General features: G+C 59.4%; 17 protein-coding genes and 1 tRNA gene. 3 read left to right on the top strand and 15 right to left on the bottom strand.

Annotation, left to right across the window (positions count from 1 at the left end; all coding sequences use genetic code 11):
- Positions 1 to 68: 68 nt before the first annotated feature.
- The 10 genes from pqqA to rpsU all read right to left on the bottom strand — a co-directional run bounded on the left by pqqA (position 69) and on the right by rpsU (position 14841).
- Entirely contained in the window at positions 69 to 143 is a 75-nt protein-coding gene (gene pqqA / locus AC1RBR_RS24580; RefSeq protein WP_003422658.1) for a pyrroloquinoline quinone precursor peptide PqqA, read from the bottom strand.
- A 156-nt stretch (positions 144 to 299) separates the two neighbouring features.
- The gene (gene pqqF, locus AC1RBR_RS24575; protein ID WP_492566949.1) at positions 300 to 2714 is read right to left on the bottom strand and encodes a pyrroloquinoline quinone biosynthesis protein PqqF; all 2415 of its coding nucleotides are present in this window, start codon (positions 2712 to 2714) and stop codon (positions 300 to 302) included.
- 48 nt (positions 2715 to 2762) lie between these two features.
- On the bottom strand, positions 2763 to 3557 hold the full coding sequence (locus AC1RBR_RS24570; protein WP_492566947.1) for a carbon-nitrogen hydrolase family protein: 795 nt from the start codon (positions 3555 to 3557) through the stop codon (positions 2763 to 2765).
- A gap of 12 nt (positions 3558 to 3569) precedes the next feature.
- Positions 3570 to 5252, bottom strand: a complete 1683-nt coding sequence (locus tag AC1RBR_RS24565; RefSeq protein ID WP_253149724.1) for a flavin monoamine oxidase family protein — start codon at positions 5250 to 5252, stop codon at positions 3570 to 3572.
- 356 nt (positions 5253 to 5608) lie between these two features.
- Complete coding sequence (locus tag AC1RBR_RS24560) at positions 5609 to 6070, bottom strand: Lrp/AsnC family transcriptional regulator (RefSeq protein WP_492566946.1); 462 nt, start codon at positions 6068 to 6070, stop codon at positions 5609 to 5611.
- Between the two features lie 229 nt (positions 6071 to 6299).
- Positions 6300 to 6376 (bottom strand) — tRNA-Ile (locus AC1RBR_RS24555).
- A gap of 15 nt (positions 6377 to 6391) precedes the next feature.
- A complete protein-coding gene (locus tag AC1RBR_RS24550; protein ID WP_492566945.1) occupies positions 6392 to 10138 on the bottom strand; it encodes a bifunctional diguanylate cyclase/phosphodiesterase in 3747 nt (1248 codons plus the stop codon).
- 126 nt (positions 10139 to 10264) lie between these two features.
- Complete coding sequence (gene rpoD, locus AC1RBR_RS24545; protein ID WP_047596442.1) at positions 10265 to 12112, bottom strand: RNA polymerase sigma factor RpoD; 1848 nt, start codon at positions 12110 to 12112, stop codon at positions 10265 to 10267.
- A gap of 67 nt (positions 12113 to 12179) precedes the next feature.
- Positions 12180 to 14144 carry a DNA primase gene (gene dnaG, locus AC1RBR_RS24540; protein ID WP_115986047.1) on the bottom strand — a complete coding sequence of 655 codons (1965 nt, stop codon included), beginning with the start codon at positions 14142 to 14144 and terminating at the stop codon, positions 12180 to 12182.
- A 481-nt stretch (positions 14145 to 14625) separates the two neighbouring features.
- On the bottom strand, positions 14626 to 14841 hold the full coding sequence (gene rpsU / locus AC1RBR_RS24535; RefSeq protein WP_002551877.1) for a 30S ribosomal protein S21: 216 nt from the start codon (positions 14839 to 14841) through the stop codon (positions 14626 to 14628).
- Between the two features lie 199 nt (positions 14842 to 15040).
- Here rpsU and tsaD point away from each other — a divergent pair, with 199 nt between their 5' ends.
- The gene (gene tsaD, locus AC1RBR_RS24530) at positions 15041 to 16066 is read left to right on the top strand and encodes a tRNA (adenosine(37)-N6)-threonylcarbamoyltransferase complex transferase subunit TsaD (protein WP_492566944.1); all 1026 of its coding nucleotides are present in this window, start codon (positions 15041 to 15043) and stop codon (positions 16064 to 16066) included.
- 23 nt (positions 16067 to 16089) lie between these two features.
- Here the strand turns inward: tsaD and plsY are convergent, their stop codons facing one another.
- Positions 16090 to 16659 carry a glycerol-3-phosphate 1-O-acyltransferase PlsY gene (gene plsY, locus AC1RBR_RS24525; RefSeq protein ID WP_166495413.1) on the bottom strand — a complete coding sequence of 190 codons (570 nt, stop codon included), beginning with the start codon at positions 16657 to 16659 and terminating at the stop codon, positions 16090 to 16092.
- A gap of 74 nt (positions 16660 to 16733) precedes the next feature.
- Between plsY and folB the strand changes: the two genes are divergently transcribed.
- Together folB and folK are read left to right on the top strand one after the other, a co-directional pair.
- Positions 16734 to 17090, top strand: a complete 357-nt coding sequence (folB, locus tag AC1RBR_RS24520) for a dihydroneopterin aldolase (protein ID WP_166495414.1) — start codon at positions 16734 to 16736, stop codon at positions 17088 to 17090.
- Complete coding sequence (folK, locus tag AC1RBR_RS24515) at positions 17081 to 17599, top strand: 2-amino-4-hydroxy-6-hydroxymethyldihydropteridine diphosphokinase (RefSeq protein WP_166495415.1); 519 nt, start codon at positions 17081 to 17083, stop codon at positions 17597 to 17599. Before folB ends, folK begins: the two co-directional genes overlap by 10 nt.
- Positions 17600 to 17683: 84 nt before the next feature.
- On the opposite strand, the gene AC1RBR_RS24510 is transcribed toward folK, so the two are convergent.
- The 4 genes from AC1RBR_RS24510 to AC1RBR_RS24495 all read right to left on the bottom strand — a co-directional run bounded on the left by AC1RBR_RS24510 (position 17684) and on the right by AC1RBR_RS24495 (position 23838).
- Complete coding sequence (locus tag AC1RBR_RS24510) at positions 17684 to 18913, bottom strand: multifunctional CCA addition/repair protein (RefSeq protein WP_492566943.1); 1230 nt, start codon at positions 18911 to 18913, stop codon at positions 17684 to 17686.
- Between the two features lie 64 nt (positions 18914 to 18977).
- A complete protein-coding gene (locus AC1RBR_RS24505; RefSeq protein ID WP_027610714.1) occupies positions 18978 to 20540 on the bottom strand; it encodes a SpoVR family protein in 1563 nt (520 codons plus the stop codon).
- A complete protein-coding gene (locus tag AC1RBR_RS24500; RefSeq protein ID WP_041070055.1) occupies positions 20537 to 21808 on the bottom strand; it encodes a YeaH/YhbH family protein in 1272 nt (423 codons plus the stop codon). The genes AC1RBR_RS24505 and AC1RBR_RS24500 overlap by 4 nt, the downstream gene beginning before the upstream one ends.
- Before the next feature lie 107 nt (positions 21809 to 21915).
- Entirely contained in the window at positions 21916 to 23838 is a 1923-nt protein-coding gene (locus AC1RBR_RS24495) for a PrkA family serine protein kinase (RefSeq protein WP_492566941.1), read from the bottom strand.
- Between the last annotated feature and the right edge of the window lie 225 nt (positions 23839 to 24063).

Here is a 24063-nt window from a genome sequence, read left to right as displayed (position 1 = left end):
TTTCAACGCTGAAAATAAAACGCCCCGGCGAGCCGAGGCGTTGCACTGCAAGTCTGCGTAGGCAGAACTCAGCGGCTGGCGAAGTACATGGTGACTTCGAAGCCGATACGCAGGTCGGTGTAAGCCGGTTTTGTCCAGGACATGGGTGTCTCCTTCAGGGTGGGTGGGATAGCGCTGTCCATAGTTATAGTCCACGGCAGCGCAGGGATGTTCCAAATAGTTAGGCTGCTATGTTACTCAAAATTTCAACGGTATTGCCCGTGAATCTTTGAGAAAGCTCCTTGCAGCCTTGGTAATGATCATTTTTTCCCTTGCCACGGGGCGCCGGGTGCCACGCTGCTCGCGAGACAGTGCCAGCCTGCTTCGCTGATCAAGCGTTGCGCGGCCGCCAGCATCGCCGGACGCTGCAGTTGCGCGATGGCCGTGATCAGTTGCGTCAGATAATCCGACGAGTGGCCGGCGAGCCTGGAATGCCACAGTAGTTCGGCGGCGTCCTTGGGGGACAGATTGCTCTCGTCGAATTGCTCCGAAAGTGACTGGCGCAACTGGTTGAAGCTGTCGTCATCCAGACGTTCGATCAGCCCGGGAATGCTGGCGAGAAACTGTTGAATATGCCCAAGCAGCACCGCTGGTGTGGCGCTGGGCGATTGCACGCCAAACAGCAATCCGGTCTGGCCGTGCACCTGCCGCAAGGCGCTGAACACCGCGTAGCCCAATTGCAATTCGACCCGCAGGCGCTGATAGAAAGGTGTCTGGCACAGCTGCGCGAGCAAGCGCCAGGCGGCTTCGTCGGCAATCTCGCGACTGGCGCTCGGGCAGAACAGCAGCAAAGCGTGTTCGCTGGACGCGGTATCGATGTGGCACCACAGATGTTGCGTATTGAGCGTCGACGCTGCCGGCAATTGATTGTCCGGTGTGCCGGGGATGCGGCTCAGGGCCAGGCCCATGGCCGATTGCGTCTGTGCGTTAAGGCCAAGGGCCAGTCCGTCCCAGCGCGAAGTTGTCCACAGCTGTCTGGCGTCGTTCGACTCGACGGTCGATGGCAGGCAATGTTCAGGCAATGCCTTGAGCAACTGGCGGATCGGTATCAGCGGCGCTTCCGGCTCTGCGCTCGCTGAATCGGCGTCAATTTGCGTCAGACATTTCAGCGCGTGTTCGAGGACACTGGGCATCGGCTCCTGCAGGCCCGTCAGTTTCAGCAGCCACTGCGTGCCGGTGGCACTGAACGCCAACTCGACGCCGGCCTGCCGCGCATCTTCCTGCGTTTCCCGCAGACTGCGCTGCAGTTTGCCTTGCAAATCGGTGCCAGCGGCCGCCTCCGTTTGCCAACGCAGGTAAATCGCGCCGTGATCGCTATGATCGGGCAATGCCTGGCTGAATTGCATCGGAGAGCGCTCACGCCGCCCGCGCGAGCGATCCTGAGCGAAAGTCCGCAATCCACGATGGGCGCTGGTCTGGCCGCGAATCAGGCCGGCGTTGGCCAGCGGTTCGCTGGAGCGCAGGAAAGGGTTGGCGGCAGGCAGGTGCCAATGGTCGCTGAAGTTATCCACGACACCGATGTCGCGCAGGATCTGTTTGAGCGCAACGACACCGTTTTCCGACAGACCGTTTTCGCGTTGTTCACTGTCGAGCCGCGCCAGTTGCAGGGCGCCGCTGATTTGCTGCTGACGCTCAAGCAGCCTGGTGTATTCCCCGCGCAACGCGGCCCAGTCCTGTTGCGCGGCAAAGAAGCTCAACCAGTCCAGCAGCTGCTCACTAATGGCGCTGAGGGATTCGACGGAGGCGGTTAATTGCAGATGCAGCAGCGCTTGCCCGGCGAACTGATACAGCGGCACGGCTTTCAAACCGTCCGCGAGGCGTTGTTGCTGCAGATGGGCGAGCAAACTGCCGGGCTTGGCGCTGTTCAGCCAATGGCAGAGAAACGCCAGCGCTTCGGCGGACGAGTCGGGCAGTGCTTCGAAAGCGAACAGCAGATGGCTGCTTCGCTCGCCGACCTGTTGATAACTTTTTACCGTCAACGGCAGGGGGACTGCCTGTTCGACCTTATCCCCAACCGGCAGCGCGGCGGCAAACCGCTGCGCCAGTACGCGCAGCTCCTCAATGCTCTGCGGCCCGACCAGGCTCAGCGTCATTTGCCCGGTGCGATAAAACTGCTGATGGAAATCCTTCAGCGCCTGTTGAAATGCTGGCAACTCAACTTTCAGGCTGTTGCGATTTCCCGCATGAAACCCGCGCAACGGATGTGTAGCGGGCAACCCTTCGTACAATGCCCGTTCCTGCTGAGCCGCAGGATCTTGCGACCACGCGACAAATTCTGCGTCCAGCACTTCCCGTTCGCGCAACTGATCGTCCGGATTCATACGCGGCTGGGCGAGCATGTCTGACAGACGCTCAAGCCCGGCGCTGAAGGCCGAGGTTGGCAATTCGAAGAAGAAGTCTGTGGTGCGTTCACGAGTGCTGGCGTTTACTTGCCCACCGTGACTTTGCACGTAGGCCATCAGCGCCTGATCGGTAGGAAAACGCTCAGTGCCGAGAAACAGCAGATGCTCAAGAAAATGCGCCAGCCCCGGCCACTCCAGTGGCACGTCATGGCTACCGGTAGCTACCCGCAACGCAGCGGCACTGCGCTTCAGGCCGGGCGCCTGACGCAGGGTCACGCGCAAGCCGTTTGGCAGGGTTTCAGTGTGGGGGCGGGGGTGAGTCGGCGCAGGCATGGGCACTTCCAGAACAGTGAAGTGCCAATGCTAGCGGATTGCGTGGGGTCAGCGCTTGTTCAACGCGTGGTAAAGCTCGGGGCGACGGTCGTTGAGGTAGCGATTGGCAGCGCGCGAGTCGTCCATCAACTGGCGATCCAGTTCCCCGACGATCAATGCTTCATCAAGGCCAGCCTGGGCGATGCGGCTGCCGTCCGGTGCGGCGATGCTGCTTTGCCCGCAATAGTGGATCTCGCCTTCATGCCCGCAATAGTTGGCATAAGCCACGTAGCACTGGTTTTCGAAGGCGCGGGAACGCACGGTGACGTCGGCGACGAAATCGAACGGAATCATGTTTGCCGTCGGCACCAGAATCAGCTCGGCACCGGCCAGCGCCAGACGCCGCGCGTTCTCGGGAAACTCCAGGTCGTAGCAGATCAGGAAACCGAGCTTCCAGCCGTTGAGTTCAACAACCGGAAAATCATCTTCGCCGGGGCTGAACATTGACCGATCCAGGTCGCCGAACAGATGGGTCTTGCGGTAGTTGCACCGGCGCTCGCCGTGCGCGTCGATCAACTGCACGGCGTTGTAGATCTGCCCGTCGGCCGTGCGCTCGGGGTATCCATAAGCAATCGCCAGCCCGGCGGCTTTGGCGATTCGACCGATCTGCTGCGCCCATTCACCGTTGTAGACCTCGGCCAAGGTGCTGACCGCTTCCTTGCCGATGTTGTAGCCGGTCAGGAACATTTCCGGCAGCACCAGCAGCTCGGCACCCTTGGCTTCCATCGCCAGTTGCTGCAAGCGATGCAGGTTGGCGGCGGGTTCCAGGGGCAGCGGTGGACATTGGTAAAGGGCTACACGCATCGGGGATTCCTCTTACTCGGGCAGGGCGATAGGGCCGATGTCTTTGAACACATCACCCGGGCCCGGGTTCTCTTTATGTGTCGACCCGCCGAAGTGTTTCATGATGCCCCACACTGCGTTGAGCGAAGTCTGCACCGCGCCTTCGACCCACGCCGGGGTCCACGATACGTCGTCACCGGCAATGAAAATCCCGCGCTGCTCGGCTGGCATGTCGTCCTGCATGAAGTGCGCGTACATGCGCTGGTTGTAGCGATAGTGGCCGGGCAGGGCGCCTTTGAACGCACCGAGGAAGTACGGGTCGGCTTCCCACGAAACCGTGATCGGATCACCGATGATCCGCGCGGCGATGTCGACTTTCGGGTAGATTTTCTTCAGCGCGTTCAACGCCAGCTCTACGCGTTTTTCCACCGGGTGCGGCAACATCTTCAGCGCGTCGCTCATCCACGAGTACGACAGGCAGATCACGCCCGGCTTGTCGTCGCCGTTGTCGAACAGATAGGTGCCACGAGTCAGGCGGTCGGTGAGGGTCATGCTCATCAGGTCGCGGCCGGTTTCCGGATCCTTGTCCTTCCAGAACGGCCGGTCGACCATCACGAAGGTCTTCGACGATTGCATGTAGCGCGTGCGGTCCAGCGCCATCCACATCTTCTGCGAGAACAGGGTTTCGTCGCATTCGATCTGGGTGGTCAGCAGCCAGCTCTGGCAGGTGGTCAGCACGGCGGCGTACTCGCGGGTGTCGCCGTTGTTGTCGGTGACGGCAAAGCGGCCATCCGGGGCGTGAGCGATTTTCTTCACACCGGAACGCGGCGCGCCACGGTGCAGGGATTTCAGGCTGGTGCCTTGCGGCCAGTGCACGCAGCGCTCCGGCACATGGCGCCAGATGCCTTGCGGCACTTGCTCCACACCGCCAACCACCAGGTGCTGGTGATCGTCGCAGTTAGTCATGACTACACGGAAGATTTCCAGCATCGAGTTGGGAAAGTCCGAGTCCCAGCCACCGGTACCGAAACCGACCTGACCGAACACTTCGCGGTGATGGAACGAGAGTTTGGCGAAGGCTTTGGAAGTGGCCACGAAGTCGTAGAACGTGCGGTCGTCCCACAGCGGTACGAGTTTGTTCCACAGCTCTTTGAGGCGTGGCACATCGCGGTCGCGGATCGCTTGCTGAATATCGGCGAACTGCGAGCCAGCCTCCAGCGCATCCGCCCAGGCGTCAGCCACTTCCTGGAACAGTGCAGGAAGATCCTTCAGGCTTTGTGCGTAATGGGTTTTGCCTTCGAGGTCGATTACGGTGCTGCCGGAGGCCGGCGTCAGCGGGTTCGGGAAAGGTTTGGTCTCGAGACCGAGCTTGTCGACGTAGTGATAGAACGCGGTGGAGGACACCGGGAAGCGCATGCCGCCCAGTTCCGCGACGATGCCATCGGTGCCGTTGAACGCTTGCGAGCGCAGGCGGCCACCCAGTTTCGAGGCCTCGTACACCACTGGTTTCAAGCCGAGCTTCATCAGTTCGTAGGCGGCCACCAGACCTGCGATACCGGCGCCGACAATCGCCACCTCAGCGCCATGGTTATGTTCAGGAATGCTGCCGAGACCGGCCGGGTGTTCGATCCAGTCGTCGAAGGCAAACGGGAAGTCAGGGCCGAAAATGGTGACGGGTTTCTTACCGTCTGCAGGATGGCGATTGTTCTTGTTCATGGCTGACCTTGCTGGCGACCCGACGCAGGATGCGCGTCTGAGTATAGGAAAAGATGCCAGCCATTCTAGGGAGCGTAGAACACGTTAATAAGACGCAAAGTGTCGTCGTTTTGCCATTCTATTGATCAAAGTGACAATCTTTTACTGCACTTCGATCATTGTGCGGGTGGGCTTGCTCGCGAAGGCAATGTTCCCGCCACCGAGGAAGGTGGCTTACAGACCGCTTTCGCGAGCAAGCCCGCTCCCACAGTGGGTTTTGTGTCTGACGCAGATTCTGCGCTCAACCCGGTCAAACGTGGGAGCGTGCTTGCTCGAGAAGAGGCCCTATTTGCCAACCGGAAGGTTATTGCCATTACTCAAACCGGCTGCCCCCGATCAATCTTGCTACTCAAAATGATCGACGTCGTGGTCTTCTCCACCCCATCCACACTGCCAATCTGATCCAGCAACTGATCGAGCTGCTCCGGCGAATCGGTGCGCAACCACGCCACATAATCAAACTCGCCACTCACCGCACACAACTGCTGCACTTGCGCCATCGCGCTCAACCGACGCAGCACTTCCTTGCCGGAACGCGGCTGCACCTTGATCCCGACATACGCCTGCAACCCGCCATCGACCAAGCGCTGCCCCAGACGCACGCCATACCCGGTGATTACCTTGGCCTTCTCCAGCCGCGCCAGCCGCGATGTGACGGTGGTGCGCGCAATACCCAACTGCCGGGCAAGCATGGCCACGCTTTCGCGGGCGTTGATCTGCAGGGCGGCGATCAGCTGACGGTCGATTTCGTCGAGGGCGGGGGGGCGGGTGTCGGGCAAGGGGCGGCTCCATGACTGTCGAGGGCGGATGAGTTTGCATGTTACAGGCACTATCAGCGACACGCTGCTGGCGATGACTGAGCACTTCACTTATGGGGAGGGGAGAAAACATAGCTTCGGAACATTCCTACAGCCTTCGGGGAGGTCTTCCGAACATTGCGCTCGCAAAGATTGTCCCCTCAACCGATCGCCCAAGAAAAAGCCGCGCATGTAGCGCGGCTTTCAAATGTGGTGGGCCCACACGGACTTGAACCGTGGACCAAAGGATTATGAGTCCTCTGCTCTAACCAACTGAGCTATAGGCCCTCAGTAGGCCGCGGATTATAGCGACGGTTTGGCGGCTGTGCTATCCGAATAATCCGATACGGTTACACGAAGAAACGTCGCGGCGAATTCTTCCGGGGGCAGCGGCAGGCTGACGATGTAGCCCTGGATCTGTTCGCAACCTTCGGCAGCGAGGAATTGCTGCTGGGCCTGGGTCTCGACGCCTTCGGCGATCACGGTGAATTGCATGCTCCGGCCCAGAGCGATGATCGCGCGGACAATCGCCGCGTCGTGCGGGTCATCGGGCAGTCCGCGAACAAAGGACTGGTCAATCTTGAGGATGTCCAGCGGCAGGCGTTTGAGGTAACTGAGCGAAGAATAACCGGTGCCGAAGTCGTCGATCGCCAGTTGTACGCCCAAGTGTTTGAGCTGGTGCAGCACCGCCAAAGCCTCTTCGGCCTGGCTCATGATGAAGTTTTCGGTAATTTCCAGTTGCAGTAAATCAGGCTGCAAACGGTTGTCCCTGAGCAGTTGTTCGATGCGCCCGAGCAGGTTCGGCTGGCGTAGTTGCGCACCGGCGAGGTTGACCGACAGCGGGCCGAGGCTGTCGTAGATCTGGTGCCACTCGAACATCTGCCGGCAGGCGGTTTCGAGCACCCAGTCACCGATCTGCAGGATCATGCCGTTCTCTTCGGCCAGCGGGATGAAGTGCTCCGGCGGCACTTCGCCGAAGGTCGGGTGGCGCCAGCGAATCAGTGCTTCGGCGCCGACCAGGCGATGGTCGTCGAGGCTGATTTTCGGTTGATAGTAGAGGAACAACTCTTCGCGCTCGATGGCCCGGCGCAGTTCGTGCTCCAGCGCCACACGTTCGCTGGCCTGGGCGGTGAGGTCGCGGGTGTAGCTTTCGACGCGGTTGCGGCCCTTGGCCTTGGAGCGGTACATCGCCGCGTCGGCGTTTTTCACCAGCGTGGCGACGTCGCAGCCGTCCCGCGGATAGAGGCTGGTACCGATGCTGGCGCTGATGAAAAACTCGTGCTCACCAGCCTGAAACGGTGCACCGAAGCAGTTGAGCAGTTTGATTGCGATGTTATCGGCATCGCTGGCTTGTTGCAGACCCGGCAGCAAAATGATGAATTCATCGCCGCCCAGGCGCGCGACGGTGTCGATATCGCGCAGTTGTTCTTTCAAACGTACGGCAATGCCCTTGAGCAGCAGGTCGCCGACAGGGTGGCCGAGGCTGTCGTTGATGTGTTTGAAACGGTCGAGATCGAGGAACAGCACGGCGCCCTGACCGCCATTTTCCTGCTGGCTGTTCAGCGCTGTAAGCAGGCGGCTTTCAAACAGCGTGCGATTGGGCAGGCCGGTGAGCGGGTCATGGTGCGCCTGATAATCGAGCTTGGCCTGCGCGTGTTTGAGGCTGGAGATATCGGCGAACACCGCGACGAAGTGGGTGATGAATTTGTCGCGATTGCGCACGGCGCTGATGGTCAGCCAGCTCGGATACAACTCGCCGTTCTTGCGCCGGTTGGAAATCTCGCCCTGCCAGTGACCCTCGTCGGTCAATTGGTGCCACATCGCCGCATAAAACGCGCTGTCGTGCAGTCCCGAGGCGAGCAGGCGTGGGGTATGGCCAAGGGCTTCGCTTTCGCCGTAGCCGGTGATTTCGGTGAACGCACGGTTGACTGCGCTTATGTGCTGCTGGGTGTCGGTGATCAACACGCCTTCGGCGGTGCTTTCGAAAACGGTGGCGGCCTGCTGCAGTTTTTCCTGCATCAAGTGGCGCTCGGTGATGTCTCGGGCGATGGTCAGCATGCAGTCTTCTTCGCCGATCGGCAGCGGACGGCTGGACACTTCGCACAGGCGGATCTGCCCGTCGCTGCGACGGATATGGCAGGTGAAATCGCGCACGAAGCCATCCCTGTGCAGCAGGTCGAGCATCTGCTTGCGCTCGTTGAGGTTGACCCAGATCCCCAGATCCAGCGCCGAGCGATCCACCGACATAGCGCTGTTGAATCCGGTGATGCGACTGAAACCCTCGTTGACCTCCAGCAGCAAGCCATCGCTCTGGCGCGACAGCAGCAAGCCGTCCGGCGAGGCGTGAAAGGCCTTGGCGAACTTCTCTTCGGAGGTTTGCAGCTGCTGTTGGGTTTCCTTGAGCTGGGTGATGTCGCGCACGACCACCACCAGCGCCGGAGTGGTGTCGAGGTCGAAAGGTTCGGCCGAGATCAGCCCGGTAAACACCTGGCCATTGTTGCGGCGAAAGGGCATCTCCAGGTTACGGATACTGCCGGCCTGCAATCGTTGCAACAGCCCGGGCCCGACCCCGGGGATGCCCCATATATTCAGTTCAGTGGCTGTCTGGCCGACCACATCTTCCGCCTTCAGGCCAATCTGCGCTTCAAAGGCTTCGTTGACCTCCAGCAGGCAGCCGTCGGACAACCGCGCGATCACCAGAATGTCCGGGCATTGCTGGAACACCGACGCGAATTTCTGCTCCGAAAGCCGCAGTGCTTCCTCGGTGCGCTTGGTTTCGCTGATGTCGATCATCAGCCCACGCATCACCGGCTCATGGCCATGTTCAATCAGACTGACAATGTCACGCACCCACAGGCAGCGCCCGTCAGCGGTAATCACCCGATAGTCGAGAGTATGATCACGCCCTTCGCGTACCGCATCATCGCAAATGGCCTGGGCACGGGTCAGGTCGGCAGGGTGGATGATGTTGCGCCAGAAGCCTGGAATCAGCCAGTGCGACTGTGGGTAACCGAGCAAGTCCTCGGCGTGCGGCGACACATAGCTGTAGGTGAAGTCGCTCATGCGTGCTTCCCAGGCGATGGCCGACAGACTTTCCACCAGTCCGCGGTAGTGATATTCGCTGCTGCGCAACTCCTGTTCGAGGTCGACACGTCGGGCGATTTCCGAGCTCAAGCGGCGATTGATGCGAATGACCACCGCCAGAATGCTGACCAGCAGCACCAGGCCCGGAAGGCCATAGATCAGAAGATCCGACCAGAATGTCCGATGGTCCAGAACATTACCGACCCAATGTTCCTGAATGCTGCTGATTTCCTCGGGGCTCATGTCCGCCAGGACTTTGTCCAGAATGCCCACCAGCATTTTGTTGTCACGAGGTACGCCCATTGCCAACTGGTAGCGATACGGGGTTTCGCCGCTGACGTACAAACCGTCGAGCTTGAGCTGGCGCAGACTCCAGACGCTGGAGGCAAGATCGCCGACCACGGCGTCTACCTCATCGGTAGCCAGAGCCTGCAAGGCCGAGCTGACATTGGGCATGGCTACCAGATTCAGATCCGGATGCTGGGTGCGCAGTAATTCGTGAGGGGCGTAGTTCTCGACCACGGCGATCTTAAGGCCATACAGGTCTTCCAGTTTGCGCGGTTGCGCACCGCCGATGTGCGCGAGGATGACGATCGGGAAGTCGAGATAGGGCCGGGTAAACGACAGGTAATTCTGGCGTTCCGGGGTCGACATGATACCCGGCAGCAGGTCGATCTTGCCGGTCCTCACCTGCGCCAGCACTTCGGTCCAGCTTGAGGGCTCGACCGGATTGAGTTTGATCGACAGGCGCTGGCGGATCACGTCGATATAGTCGGCGGCCAGGCCCTGATAGCGATTCTGTTCATCGCGGAATTCGAACGGCGGCCACGACGCATCGACACCCAGGCGCAAGTCCGGGTGAGCCGCCAGCCAGCTACGTTCTTCATCGGTCAGAGTCAGCGCGTCAGCCGTTGCGGTCCAGATCATCAGTGACAGCAAGAAAAGCACGGGCGCCAGTCTGGGCATAACCGTCTCGTTATGGCACGGGATTCATTGTTTCGAGTGTAGACGGGGTATGCCGGGGAGGGGCGGTGCGAGGGATTTAATCTGCTGCATAAACAAAACCCCCGGCCTGGGCCGGGGGTTCTGGTATCACTCGTCGAGGAAGGAGCGCAGATGCTCGCTTCGCGTCGGGTGGCGCAGCTTGCGCAGCGCCTTGGCTTCGATCTGACGGATCCGCTCACGCGTTACGTCAAACTGTTTGCCCACTTCTTCGAGTGTGTGGTCGGTGTTCATGTCGATACCGAAACGCATGCGCAGTACCTTGGCTTCACGGGCAGTGAGGCCGGACAGCACTTCGCGAGTCGCTTCTTTCAGGCTTTCAACGGTTGCGACATCGATTGGCGACTGCATGGTCGAGTCTTCGATGAAGTCACCCAGATGAGAGTCTTCGTCATCACCGATCGGGGTTTCCATGGAAATCGGCTCTTTAGCGATCTTCAATACCTTGCGGATCTTGTCCTCAGGCATTTCCATGCGTTCGCCCAGCTCTTCCGGGGTCGGTTCGCGACCCATTTCCTGCAGCATCTGGCGGGAAATGCGGTTGAGCTTGTTGATCGTCTCGATCATGTGCACCGGAATACGGATGGTGCGAGCCTGGTCGGCGATCGAGCGAGTGATCGCCTGACGGATCCACCAGGTGGCATAAGTCGAGAACTTGTAACCACGACGGTATTCGAACTTGTCCACCGCCTTCATCAGACCGATGTTGCCTTCCTGGATCAGATCGAGGAATTGCAGACCGCGGTTGGTGTACTTCTTGGCGATCGAGATCACCAGACGCAAGTTGGCTTCAACCATCTCTTTCTTCGCGCGGCGGGCCTTGGCCTCACCGATCGACATGCGACGGTTGATGTCCTTGATTTCAGCGATGGTCAGGCCGGTCTCGGTTTCCAGCGCGATCAGTTTCTGCTGGCAACGGATGATGTCCGGCTGTACGCGACCAATGGCTTCGGCGTATTTGCTCTTGCCTTTGGCCAGGGCGTCGGACCAGCTTTCGTCGACTTCATTGCCCGGGAACTGACGCAGGAAATCGGCGCGTGGCATACGTGCATCACGTACGCACAGTTGCATGATCGCGCGCTCTTGCTGACGCAGACGATCCAGGGCACTGCGAACACGCTCGACCAGGGCTTCGAATTGCTTCGGCACCAGTTTGATCGGCATGAACAGCTCGGCCAGGGCCAGCAACTCGGCAATCGCTGCCTTGTTGTGACGACCGTGCTTTTTCAGGGCCTTGCGGGTGATTTCCATCTGATCGGACACAGCGCCAAAACGCTGGGCAGCGATGACCGGATCCGGACCGCTTTCGGCTTCTTCTTCGTCATCCGAAGATTCGGCTTCATCGTCGTCGGTGTCGTCGTCAGCCTTGGCAGCTTTCGCGTCGATCGGCGGCGGCACTTCGGCGGCCGGCGGCGCAATGCCGTCGTCCGGATCGATGTAACCGCTCAACACGTCGGACAGGCGACCACCCTCGGTGGTGACGCGAGTGTACTCGGAGAGAATGTGGTCAACCGTGCCAGGGAAGTGCGCGATCGCGCTCATCACTTCACGGATGCCTTCTTCGATACGTTTGGCGATTTCGATTTCGCCTTCACGAGTCAGAAGCTCGACCGTACCCATTTCACGCATGTACATGCGCACCGGGTCAGTGGTGCGACCGATATCGGTCTCCACCGCTGCCAACGCAGCGGCTGCTTCTTCCGCAGCGGCCTCGTCGGTATCGGCGTCGGCCAACATAAGGGCGTCCGCATCCGGAGCACTCTCGTGTACGGGGATCCCCATGTCGTTAATCATGCGGATGATGTCTTCCACCTGCTCCGGATCTGAAATATCCTCGGGCAGGTGGTCGTTGACCTCGGCGTAAGTCAGATACTTCTGCTCACGACCCAGTTTGATCAACTCAATAATACGAGACTGCTGTTGCGCTTTTCCGGACATAACACCCTATCCACTGAAGGTCTTGGCGGGCAAAAAACAAGCCGAGGATTATACCTGAGCTATGACCTCACGCGCCAGTTGAGGTCGGGTTTGATGCGGAAACATTGCGACTTAGAAGGTCGCGCAGTTGATTTTTCTCTTCGGCGCTCAGTTCGCTTTGACGCGCTTTCCTGAGCAACTGTTCCAGATTTCGCTCGCGTTGGCGGGCTGACAAGCTAGTAATGGTGTCGAAAAACTGTTGTTCAAGGTTTTCTCCGTCAATCAGCCACTCCTTTTCCGCCAGTGCCTTGAGCAGGCGACCCTGTTCAGTGCCGTGCCATCGCGCGATCAACTGAAATGAGTTTAGCTTGGGATTCTTCTGTACGGCTTCGAGCAGCGCCACAAGCAACTGTGCGTTGGTCTGATTTTCGTCCGCAATGTGCCCGGCGTCTTCGACGCGCTTGGCCAGTTGCGGGTGATGCAGCAAGGTACGCAAGGCGGTCAGGGTTGGCGATTCGACGCCAATCGGCGTGCGCGGGCGTTGTTGATCGCGATCGCCGCCACGTTTGCCGTTCTTGTCCCAGGGTTTCTTGTCCCATTTTTTGCCGCCGGCGCCGGATTTCTTCGGCGTCCACTCCTGCTGCGGCACATACATGTCTTGTGCCTGCGGCTGATGGTAGTCGCTGTAATCCGGCATTGCGTCGTAATCGATGCCCGGATCGTAGGCGGGCGGCGCTTCCTGCGGCGCGCTTTGCGCCAGCTGACTGACTGTTTCGCTGCTCAGGCCGGTAATTTCGGTCAGGCGCTGACGCATCAGAATGCGCAGGTTGGCGCCCGGCACTTTATCGATCAACGGCGCGGCGAGGGTGGCCATATGGGCCTTGCCTTCGAGCGAGCGTGGATCGGCTTCCTCTGTCAGTTGCTGGAAGAAATAGTCCGCCAGCGGCTGCGCATGCTGATTGATCCGCGCCTTGAAGGCGTCAGTGCCTTCGGCGCGAACCAGAGTGTCCGGGTCTTCGCCTTCGGGCAAAAACAGAAAGCGCGCGCGGCGCCCGTCCTGCAGGCACGGCAATGTTGCTTCCAGTGCGCGCCAGGCGGCGTTGCGGCCGGCCTGGTCACCGTCGAAGCAGAACAAAACGTTCGGCACTACCCGAAACAGACGCTTGAGGTGTTCTTCGCTGGTTGCAGTGCCCAGGGTCGCGACGGCATTGCGCAAACCTTGCTGGGCGAGGGCGATGACGTCCATGTAACCCTCGACGACGATGATTTCGTCGAGGTTGCGGTTGTTCTTGCGTGCTTCATAGAGGCCGTAGAGCTCCTGGCCTTTATGAAAGACCGGGGTTTCCGGCGAGTTCAGGTATTTCGGCTTGTCGTCGCCCAGTACCCGGCCACCGAAAGCGATGATGCGGCCGCGGGTATCACGAATCGGGAACATCACGCGATCGCGGAAGCGGTCATAGCGTTTGCCGGTTTCGGCGTTCTCGATCAGCAGGCCGGCGTCGATCATGGCCTTCTGCTGCAAAGTGTCGCTGCTCAAGTGCTTGAACAGATTGTCCCAGCCCGGCGGCGCGAAACCGAGACCGAAGTCCCGGGCGATCTCGCCTGTCAGTCCGCGGCCCTTGAGGTAATCCACGGCAGCTTTGCGCGCCGGATGGCTCTTGAGTGCCTGGCGGTAGAAGTCGGCGGCGGCGGTGAGCAGCGGGTACAGCGGCGAATCGGTTGGCTGTCGCGGCTTGTGCGGGCGGCCACTTTCTTCGCGGGGGATTTCCATCCCGGCGGCTTTGGCCAGATCCTCGACGGCCTGGGGAAAGTCCAGGTTGTCGTGGTCCATGAGAAAGCCAAGGGCGTTGCCACCGGCGCCGCAGCCGAAGCAGTAATAGAACTGCTTGTCGGGGCTGACGCTGAACGACGGGGTTTTCTCTTTATGGAACGGGCAGCAGGCGGTGTAGTTCTTGCCGGCCTTTTTCAGTTGCACGCGCGAGCTGACCACGTCGACGATGTCGGTGCGGTTCAGGAGGTCGTCAATAAAGCTCTGGGGAATCAGCCCGGCCATGGCGTTCTCGTCTGCGCTGTAATGAGTCCGATGCGAAGGGCGGCCGGACACAGGTCTTGAGTGAAGCGCACAAAATGGGCGGCTCGACCGGGTTCGGTTGCATGATCGCTGTCGGGAAGTGTATCTGCCGAAAATCCACTGACGTTAGTACCAATCAGTCTTCGACTATTTGAAAGTGTTGCGCTGAATCCGCTGACGGCCGATAAATGGCCCCGGATAGCTCAATAAAGCGGGCACGCATGCAGGTGCCTTGGGCTGATCGTCGTAAGAGGAATCAGTGGGTGTGCTCGTCAGTAGCCTTGAAAGGCTCGTCAGAAAAGACGTGCACCGCTGGCAAAAGAGCCAGGTCTGACGCGTGAAGCAGATTTGTCTCGGTCGCGTGTGCGGCTTCGACGGTGAAGCATCAAGCGTTTTACGCAAATGCCATTAGCCCGGCTGAGGGCCGGGCTTAGGCAAGAAGCTTGCTACGATCGTCTGTGTATTAGTACAGACGAACGGCGCGGCGCTGTTCGCGCTGAACTTTCTTGGCGTGACGCTTAACAGCGGCTGCTGCTTTGCGCTTACGCTCAGAAGTTGGCTTCTCGTAAAATTCGCGGCTACGAACTTCAGCCAGTACACCGGCTTTTTCGCAGGAGCGCTTGAAACGACGCAGAGCTACGTCGAAGGGTTCGTTCTCTTTAACTTTGACGGCTGGCATCCAGAGCTACCTTCATTCATTACCGGGGTCAACATCCTCGCGGCAAAAGAGCACTTGAAGACGTCGGTTTTTAAGGGTTGCGGATGTTAACCCCTCATCGCTCGGAATGCAAAGCCTCTGATCGAAAACCGCTAGTCGGGGCATCGCATGGCGACTATTATGCGCGCCTTCGAATTCAGCCTAAACAAGGCGCAAACCCATGCTAGTACTGGGATTAGAAACCTCCTGCGACGAAACCGGCGTCGCATTATACGACAGTGAACGCGGCCTGCTGGCCGACGCGCTGTTCAGTCAGATCGACCTGCACCGCGTCTATGGTGGCGTGGTGCCGGAGCTGGCCTCGCGTGACCACGTCAAACGCATGCTGCCCTTGATTCGTCAGGTGTTGGCGGAGGCTGACTGCGTGCCGACCGAGATCGATGCGATCGCCTACACCGCGGGCCCAGGCCTGGTCGGGGCGCTGCTGGTGGGTGCTTCGTGCGCTCAGGCGCTGGCGTTTGCCTGGGGCATTCCGGCACTCGGCGTGCACCACATGGAGGGCCACTTGCTGGCGCCGATGCTGGAGCCAAAACCGCCGGAATTCCCGTTCGTCGCTTTGTTGGTGTCCGGTGGGCATACGCAGCTGGTTCAGGTCGATGGCATTGGCCAATACAGCCTGCTTGGCGAGACCCTCGACGATGCCGCCGGCGAAGCGTTCGACAAAACCGCGAAAATGATGGGCCTCAATTATCCGGGTGGGCCGGAAATCGCCAAACTGGCCGAGAAGGGCGTTGCAGGACGTTTCACCTTCCCGCGTCCGATGTGTGATCGCCCGGGTCTGGATTTCAGCTTCAGCGGCTTGAAGACCTTTGCTCTCAACACCTGGCAGCAATGCGTCAGCGCCGGGGACGACAGCGAGCAAGCCCGTTGCGACATCGCGCTGGCGTTCCAGCAGGCCGTGGTGGAGACTTTGACCATCAAGTGCAAGCGTGCCCTGAAACACGCGGGCATGAAGCGTCTGGTGATCGCTGGCGGCGTAAGTGCCAATAAGGCTTTGCGTGTTTCTCTTGAGAAAATGCTCGGTGACATGCAGGGCGATGTGTTCTACGCCCGTCCCGAGTTCTGCACCGACAATGGCGCGATGATCGCGTTTGCCGGTTGCCAGCGTTTGCAGGCCGGTCAGCAGGAAAGTCTGGCGATCAGCGTGCAGGCGCGCTGGCCGATGGAGCAGTTGTCGGCGCTGTGATTGGCGGTGTGGCTGAGCGGTATTTAAAAATGCCGTTCGCGCCCGGCAAACAGGTCGCGTAGATTGCCGCGGTGGCGCCAGACGATCAGCAATGTCAATGCGCTCATCGGCAGCAGCGCCTCCGGTTCTTGCCACGCAAGCAAGGGCAGGGTCAGAGGCGTGGCGATCAGCGCCGCCAGCGAGCTGGTACGGGTCAGGTAGAACGTCAGCAGCCAGGCACACACCGCCAGCAGCGCGGCGGGTGGATACAGGCCCAGCAGCATGCCGGCAGCGGTGGCGACACCTTTGCCGCCGCGAAAACGGAAGTACAGCGGGAACAGGTGACCGATCACGGCGCACACGCCGATCCAGGCCTGATCCTGCAGCGAAAGGCCAGCGGCTGCTGCGATCAGCACCGGCAGCAGGCCTTTGCACAGATCACCGAGCAGGGTCAGGATCGCCAGTTTGCGACCGGCCAGGCGCAGCATGTTGGTGGCGCCGGCATTACCCGAGCCACTCATTCGCGGATCCGGATTTCCGGTCAGGCGGCTGAGCAAAATGGCGAAGGACAGAGAGCCGAGCAGGTAGGCGAAGGTCGCCAGTAACCAAAACATGCTAACCATTCCGGGCGAGGACGCCCTGATTCTAACGGCGCATTGCGCCCTTGTCGTGCAGCGGAGAAAAGTGCTTGGACAGAGTGTTTATCGAGGGCCTGGAAGTCGACACCGTGATCGGTGCCTACGATTGGGAGCGCGGCATTCGCCAGTGCCTGCGTCTTGATCTGAGCTTCGCCTGGGACAATCGCCCGGCCGCCGCCGGTGACGACCTGACCAAGGCGCTCGATTACGCCAGTGTTTCCACGCGCATCCAGGCGTTTGCCGAGCAAGCGCAATATCAACTGGTCGAGACCTTTGCCGAGCGTCTGGTCGAAGTGCTGATGGCCGAATTCAAGATCACCTGGGTTCGCCTCAAGCTGACCAAGCCGGGCGCCGTGCCGGCCGCCAAGGGTGGCGTGGGTGTGGAGATCGAGCGCGGATGTCGCTGACTCAGGTGTACCTCGGGCTCGGTAGCAATATCGAGCGCGAAACCCATTTGCGCGCCGGGCTCGACGCTTTGGCGACTTTCCTGGTGGATATCCGCTGTTCGGCGGTGTTCGAGAGTCAGCCGGTGGGGATCAAGAGCGGGCCGTTCTACAACTTCGTGGTCTCGGCACTGACCGATCTGCCGTTGACGGAACTGGACCGTCGTCTGAAGTTCATCGAGGCAGATAACGGGCGTTATGCCCCTGATCGCAAGGGGTTGCCGCTGGATATCGACGTGCTGTTGTACGGCGATCTGACGGGTAATTTCGACGGTTTGATCCTGCCGCGTGCCGAAATCCTGAAAAATGCCTTTGTGTTGTGGCCGCTGTCGCTGATTGCGCCGGATCGGGTGCATCCGGGTGTGGGAAAAAGCTTCGCGACGTTGTGGGCCGAGGCGCAGATTGATCAGGTGTTGGCGCCGGTCGGGTTTGAGTGGCGTGGACAGCAGCTCACGTCTTCGGATTTGCGTTGAATTAGCTGCCGCTTTCGCGAGCAAGCCCGCTCCCGCATTTGGAATGCATTCCCCTTGTGGGAGCAGGCTTGCTCGCGAAGCTTTTCAGGCTGACGCCTGGTCTTTGTAGGCTTTTAGCGCCTTCAGTCGTTCTCGCTTCAGCGCCTCGCCCAGCTCCGGCCCCTTGAATCCCTTCTCCAGCAACGGCTGCACCGCGACTTCCCGTGCAGCCTTGGCAGCGCCACGTAAATATTCCGCCTGTGGATAATTTCTTTGCTCCAGCCCTTTGCGGCCTCGGGCGTCCATTTCGCAGGCGGCGATAAACTCTTCAAACCGCTGCGGTCGTCGATACACATCAAAGTTCTGCAACAACTCCAGCAACGTCGAGGCCTTCAGCTCCAGCGCCCGGTGACTGTGGGTGTGGTACTTGCCGACAAGCAAGGCCAACTCCTGACAGTCCTTCGGCGCCTTGAAGCGTTCGTTGACCGCTTTGATCAGCTTCAACCCGGTGTGTTCATGGGCGATATGTCGTGGCCACTCTTCTTCCGGGGTCAGGCCTTTGCCGAGGTCATGCAGCAGACAAGCCCAGCGTACCGTCAGCGGTTGTTTGTGCAGCGCTGATTGCTCCAGAACGCTGAGCGTGTGCAGGCCAGTGTCGATTTCCGGGTGATGCGCCTCCGGTTGTGGCACGCCAAAAAGCGCGTCGACTTCCGGCATCAACACTTTCAGTGCGCCGCAATCGCGCAGCACCTGGATGAACACCTGTGGCTGATCTTCCATCAATGCGCGGGAGATTTCCTTCCAGCTGCGTTCGGCGGTCAGCGCCTGCAGTTCACCGGACTCACTGAGCTGGCGCATCAGCTCAAGTGTCTCCGGGGCGACGGTAAAACCTAAACCGGCATAGCGGGCGGCGAAGCGCGCAACGCGCAGCACCCGAAGCGGATCTTCGGCAAACGCCGGGGAAACGTGACGCAGCACGCGTGCTTCGAGATCGCGTTGGCCATGATACGGATCGGTGAGGTTCTGCTGGTCGTCCTCGGCCATCGCATTGATGGTCAGGTCGCGGCGGATCAGGTCTTCTTCCAGAGTGACTTCGGGGCTTGCGTGAAAAGTGAACCCACCATAACCACGACCGCTTTTGCGTTCGGTACGGGCAAGGGCGTATTCCTCGCCGGTTTTTGGGTGCAGGAATACCGGAAAATCCGCACCCACGGGGCGAAAGCCCTGGGCGAGCATTTGCTCAGTGGTCGCGCCCACCACCACCCGATCAACGTCGGTGACCGGTATACCCAGCAAGCGATCGCGTACCGCACCGCCAACCTTGAAAATCTGCATAAAAAACCTCCGTTAGCCCGACAGGATAACCCTTGCGTCGGACTTTCGGAGGTCAGATCCGCATCTAGAGATGAATCACGGCCAGGTCGAGCCGACCGTAATCGCCTTCGCTGTGTTCACTGCGCGGCGGTACGTGGTGAGTTTTCATGATCTGGTCACCCTGCAGGGTTTCCAGATGAATGTCGAAGCCCCACAACCGGTGCAGATGTTTCAGTACTTCGTCGGTGGAATCGCCTAAGGGTTTGCGGTCGTGTTGCTGATGACGCAGGGTCAGCGAGCGGTCGCCGCGCCGGTCAATGCTGTAGATCTGCACGTTCGGCTCGCGGTTGCCGAGGTTGTATTGTGCGGCCAGGGTTTCGCGGATGATCCGGTAACCGGTTTCGTCGTGGATCGCCGGCACCAGCAGGTCGTCCTTCTGGTCGTCATCGAGGATGCTGAACAGCTTCAGGTCGCGGATAACCTTGGGTGACAGATACTGCAGGATGAAACTCTCGTCCTTGAAACTGCTCATGGCAAACTTGATGCTCGACAGCCAATCGGAACCGGCGATGTCCGGGAACCAGCGCCGGTCTTCCTCGGTGGGGTTTTCGCACATGCGGCGGATGTCGCGATACATCGCAAAACCCAATGCGTAAGGGTTGATCCCGTTGTAGTAAGGGCTGTCGAAGCCCGGCTGGAACACCACGCTGGTGTGCGAGGTGAGGAATTCCATCATGAACCCGTCGGTCACCAGGCCCTCGTCGTACAGGTCGTTCATCAGGGTGTAGTGCCAGAACGTGGCCCAGCCTTCGTTCATCACCTGAGTCTGACGCTGTGGATAAAAATACTGGGCGATCTTGCGCACGATCCGCACGATCTCCCGTTGCCACGGCTCCAGCAACGGCGCGTGCTTCTCGATGAAATACAGGATGTTTTCCTGCGGTTCGGCCGGGAACCGGGCGTTATCCTTGTCGCTGTACTTGTCCGCGCCTTTGGGGATGGTGCGCCACAGATCGTTGATCTGTTTCTGCAGGTGCTCTTCGCGATCCTTCTGCCGCCGGCGTTCTTCCTCGGCGGAAATCGGATACGGACGTTTGTAGCGATCAACACCGTAGTTCATCAGCGCGTGGCAAGAGTCGAGCAGGTCCTCAACGGCATCGATACCGTGGCGTTCCTCGCACTGCATGATGTACTGCTTGGCAAACACCAGGTAATCGATGATCGAGCTGGCATCGGTCCAGGTGCGGAACAGGTAGTTGCCCTTGAAGAAACTGTTGTGGCCATAGCACGCGTGCGCCACCACCAGCGCCTGCATGCAGATGGTGTTTTCTTCCATCAGGTAGGCGATGCACGGATCCGAGTTGATCACGATCTCGTAGGCCAGCCCCATCTGCCCGCGACTGTAGGATTTCTCGGTGCTGAGGAAGTGTTTGCCGTAGGACCAGTGGTGATAGCCCAGTGGCATGCCGACCGAGGCATAGGCGTCCATCATCTGCTCGGCGGTGATCACTTCGATCTGGTTGGGATAAGTATCCAGGGCATAGCCGGCCGCAATCCGGGCGATTTCGCGGTCGTAGGCCTGAATCAGCTCGAACGTCCATTCGGAGCCGGTGGAAATAGGTTGGCGTTTCTGCTCTTTGGCGGTCATGTCACTAACCTGCGCTGGAAGAGTTCACGGAAGACCGGATAGATATCCCCGGCCGAGACCAGTTGCTGCTGGGCAAACGTGTCGGAAAAGGCTTCGGCGATGCGTTCGTATTCGTACCAGAGGGCCTGGTGTTCGCGCGGGGTGATCTCCACATAAGTGTAGTACTGCACAAACGGCATGATCTGATTGATCAGGATGTCGCGGCAGATCGGCGAGTCATCGTTCCAGTTGTCGCCGTCGGAAGCCTGCGCGGCGTAGATATTCCACTCGTTGCTTGGATAACGCTCGGCCATGATCTCCTGCATCAGCTTCAGGGCGCTGGAGACGATGGTGCCGCCAGTTTCCCGTGAATAGAAAAACTCTTCTTCGTCCACTTCCCGGGCACTGGTGTGGTGGCGGATGAACACTACGTCGATCTTGTCGTAGTTCCGCTTGAGGAACAGATACAACAGGATGAAAAAGCGTTTGGCGATGTCCTTGGTGGCCTGGGTCATCGAACCGGAAACGTCCATCAGGCAGAACATAACCGCTTTGGAGCTGGGGTTGGGCTGCTTGACCAACAGGTTGTATTTCAAGTCGAAAGTATCGAGGAACGGCACGCGGTGAATGCGCGCGCTGAGTTTCTCGATTTCTGCCTCCAGTTCCTGAATATCGCCGAAGTTGTCTGGCTCTTCGCGCTTCAGTCGCGCCAGTTCCTCTTTGGCCTCGCGTAGCTTGGCGCGGCTGCTGCCGGACAGCGCAATGCGCCGGGCGTGGGCTGAGCGCAGGGTGCGGATGATGTTGATCCGCGAAGGGTTGCCCTCGTTGCTGATCCCGGCGCGCACAGTTTTGAACGTGTCGGTACCACTGAGGTTGCGTTTCACCAGGTTCGGCAGTTCGAGGTCTTCGAACATGAATTCGAGGAATTCTTCCTGGGTGATCTGGAAGACGAATTCGTCCATGCCCTCGCCGGAATTGCCAGCCTTGCCGGGACCGCGTCCACCGCCGCCGCCCGGAGGCCTGGCGATGTGTTCGCCGGCAGTGAATTCCTTGTTGCCGGGATGAACTACGGTCTGCTTGCCGCCGCGACCGTGGTGAAGCACCGGTTCGTCGATGTCGCGACCGGGAATGCTGATCTGTTCGCCGTGTTCCATGTCGGTAATGGAACGGCGGCTGACCGCCTCTTCGACAGCCTTCTTGATGTGATCACGGTAACGCCGCAGGAAGCGCTGGCGGTTCACCGTGCTCTTGTTCTTGCCATTGAGACGTCGGTCGATCACATAGCTCATACGTGGCCCTCCGGGCAGCTTCAAGTTGTGAGCTGCGAGCCGCAAGTAGAAGCACAGCGTTCACATGCTTTTTTCTTGCAGCTCGTAGCTTGAAGCTTGTAGCTGTTTTACTGCGATTTCCGGACCCGTAGGTACCATTCGGAAAGTAGCCGTACCTGTTTGTCGGTGTAGCCGCGTTCGACCATTCGAGTAACGAAGTCGTTGTGTTTCTGTTGATCCTCTTTGCTCGCCTTGGCATTGAAGCTGATGACTGGCAGCAGGTCTTCGGTGTTCGAGAACATTTTCTTCTCGATGACCACCCGCAGTTTCTCGTAGCTGAGCCAGGTCGGATTCTTGCCGTTGTTGTTGGCCCGGGCGCGCAACACGAAGTTGACGATTTCGTTGCGGAAATCCTTCGGATTGCTGATGCCCGCCGGTTTCTCGATTTTCTCCAGCTCTTCGTTCAACGCGACGCGGTTGAGAATTTCGCCGGTTTCCGGATCGCGGTATTCCTGATCCTGAATCCAGAAGTCCGCATACAGCACGTAGCGGTCGAAAATGTTTTGCCCGTACTCGCTGTAAGACTCCAGATAAGCGGTCTGGATCTCTTTGCCGATGAATTCGATATAACGCGGCGCCAGGTACTCCTTGAGGTAGCGCAGGTAGCGTTCGCGGGTCTCGGCCTGGAACTGTTCCTGCTCGATCTGCTGTTCCAGCACATACAGCAGGTGCACCGGGTTGGCGGCGATTTCATGCGGATCGAAGTTAAACACCTTGGACAGGATCTTGAACGCGAAGCGGGTCGAGAGACCGTTCATGCCTTCGTCGACGCCCGCCGAATCGCGGTATTCCTGAATCGACTTGGCCTTCGGATCGGTGTCCTTGAGGTTTTCCCCGTCGTAGACGCGCATCTTCGAATAGATGTTGGAGTTTTCCGGCTCCTTGAGACGCGACAGTACGGTGAACTGCGCGAGCATCTTCAGGGTGTCGGGTGCGCAGTGGGCCTTGGCCAGAGAGCTGTTGAACAGCAACTTGTCGTAGATCTTCACTTCGTCGCTGACCCGCAGGCAGTACGGCACTTTGACGATGTAGATCCGGTCGATGAACGCTTCGTTGTTCTTGTTGTTGCGGAAGGTGTGCCACTCCGATTCGTTGGAGTGCGCGAGCAGGATCCCGGTGAACGGAATCGCGCCGAGGCCTTCGGTACTGTTGTAGTTGCCTTCCTGGGTGGCGGTCAGCAATGGGTGCAGCACCTTGATCGGTGCCTTGAACATTTCGACGAACTCCATCAGGCCCTGGTTGGCCCGGCACAGCGCACCGGAGTAGCTGTAGGCGTCGGCGTCGTTCTGTGGGTATTCCTCGAGCTTGCGGATGTCGACCTTGCCCACCAGCGCGGAGATGTCCTGGTTGTTCTCGTCACCCGGTTCCGTTTTGGCCACCGCGATCTGGTTGAGGATCGACGGGTACAGTTTGACCACACGGAACTGACTGATGTCGCCACCGAATTCGGCCAGGCGTTTGGTCGCCCACGGCGACATGATGGTATTCAGGTAGCGCCGTGGGATGCCGAAGTCTTCCTCGAGGATCGCGCCATCTTCGGTGGCGTTGAACAGACCCAGAGGCGATTCGAATACCGGCGAGCCCTTGATCGCATAGAAGGGCACTTTTTCCATCAGCTGTTTCAGCTTCTCGGCCAGGGACGATTTACCGCCACCAACGGGGCCGAGCAGGTAGAGGATCTGTTTCTTCTCTTCCAGGCCTTGGGCGGCATGGCGGAAATACGAGACGATCTGGTCGATGCATTCTTCCATCCCGTGGAAGTCTTCAAAGGCCGGATAGCGACGAATGACCTTGTTGGAGAAGATCCGCGACAGCCGCGAGTTGGTCGACGTATCGAGCAGCTCGGGTTCGCCGATGGCCATCAATAGACGCTCGGCGGCGGAAACGTAAGCGCTGCGGTCCCTTTTGCACAGCTCCAGGTACTCCTGCAGCGAGAGTTCTTCCTGGCGTGTGGACTCGAAGCGTTGTTGGAAGTGGCTAAAGATACTCATGACGTCACCTCGCTCGATACGTGGAGCCGACGCCGGGTCACTCAGTCGATGCTGGCAAGCAGCCGCGGTGGCCGCTTGTTTACCCCCCAGAACACTTTCGCGGTCGACAACCTTGAAAGTCACTCCCGATGACCCGTGCGCCGGTGTACCGGCTCTCCCCTGTTTTGGATGGCCTGGGCTTAAGGATAGTTGGGAATTCGGGAGGTAAAGGCGAGATACGTAATT

The organism is Pseudomonas sp. GW823-FHT01D03, assembly GCF_058798255.1.
Note: the sequence above shows the minus strand (reverse complement) of the source record. Positions and strands in the feature narration are given on the sequence as shown.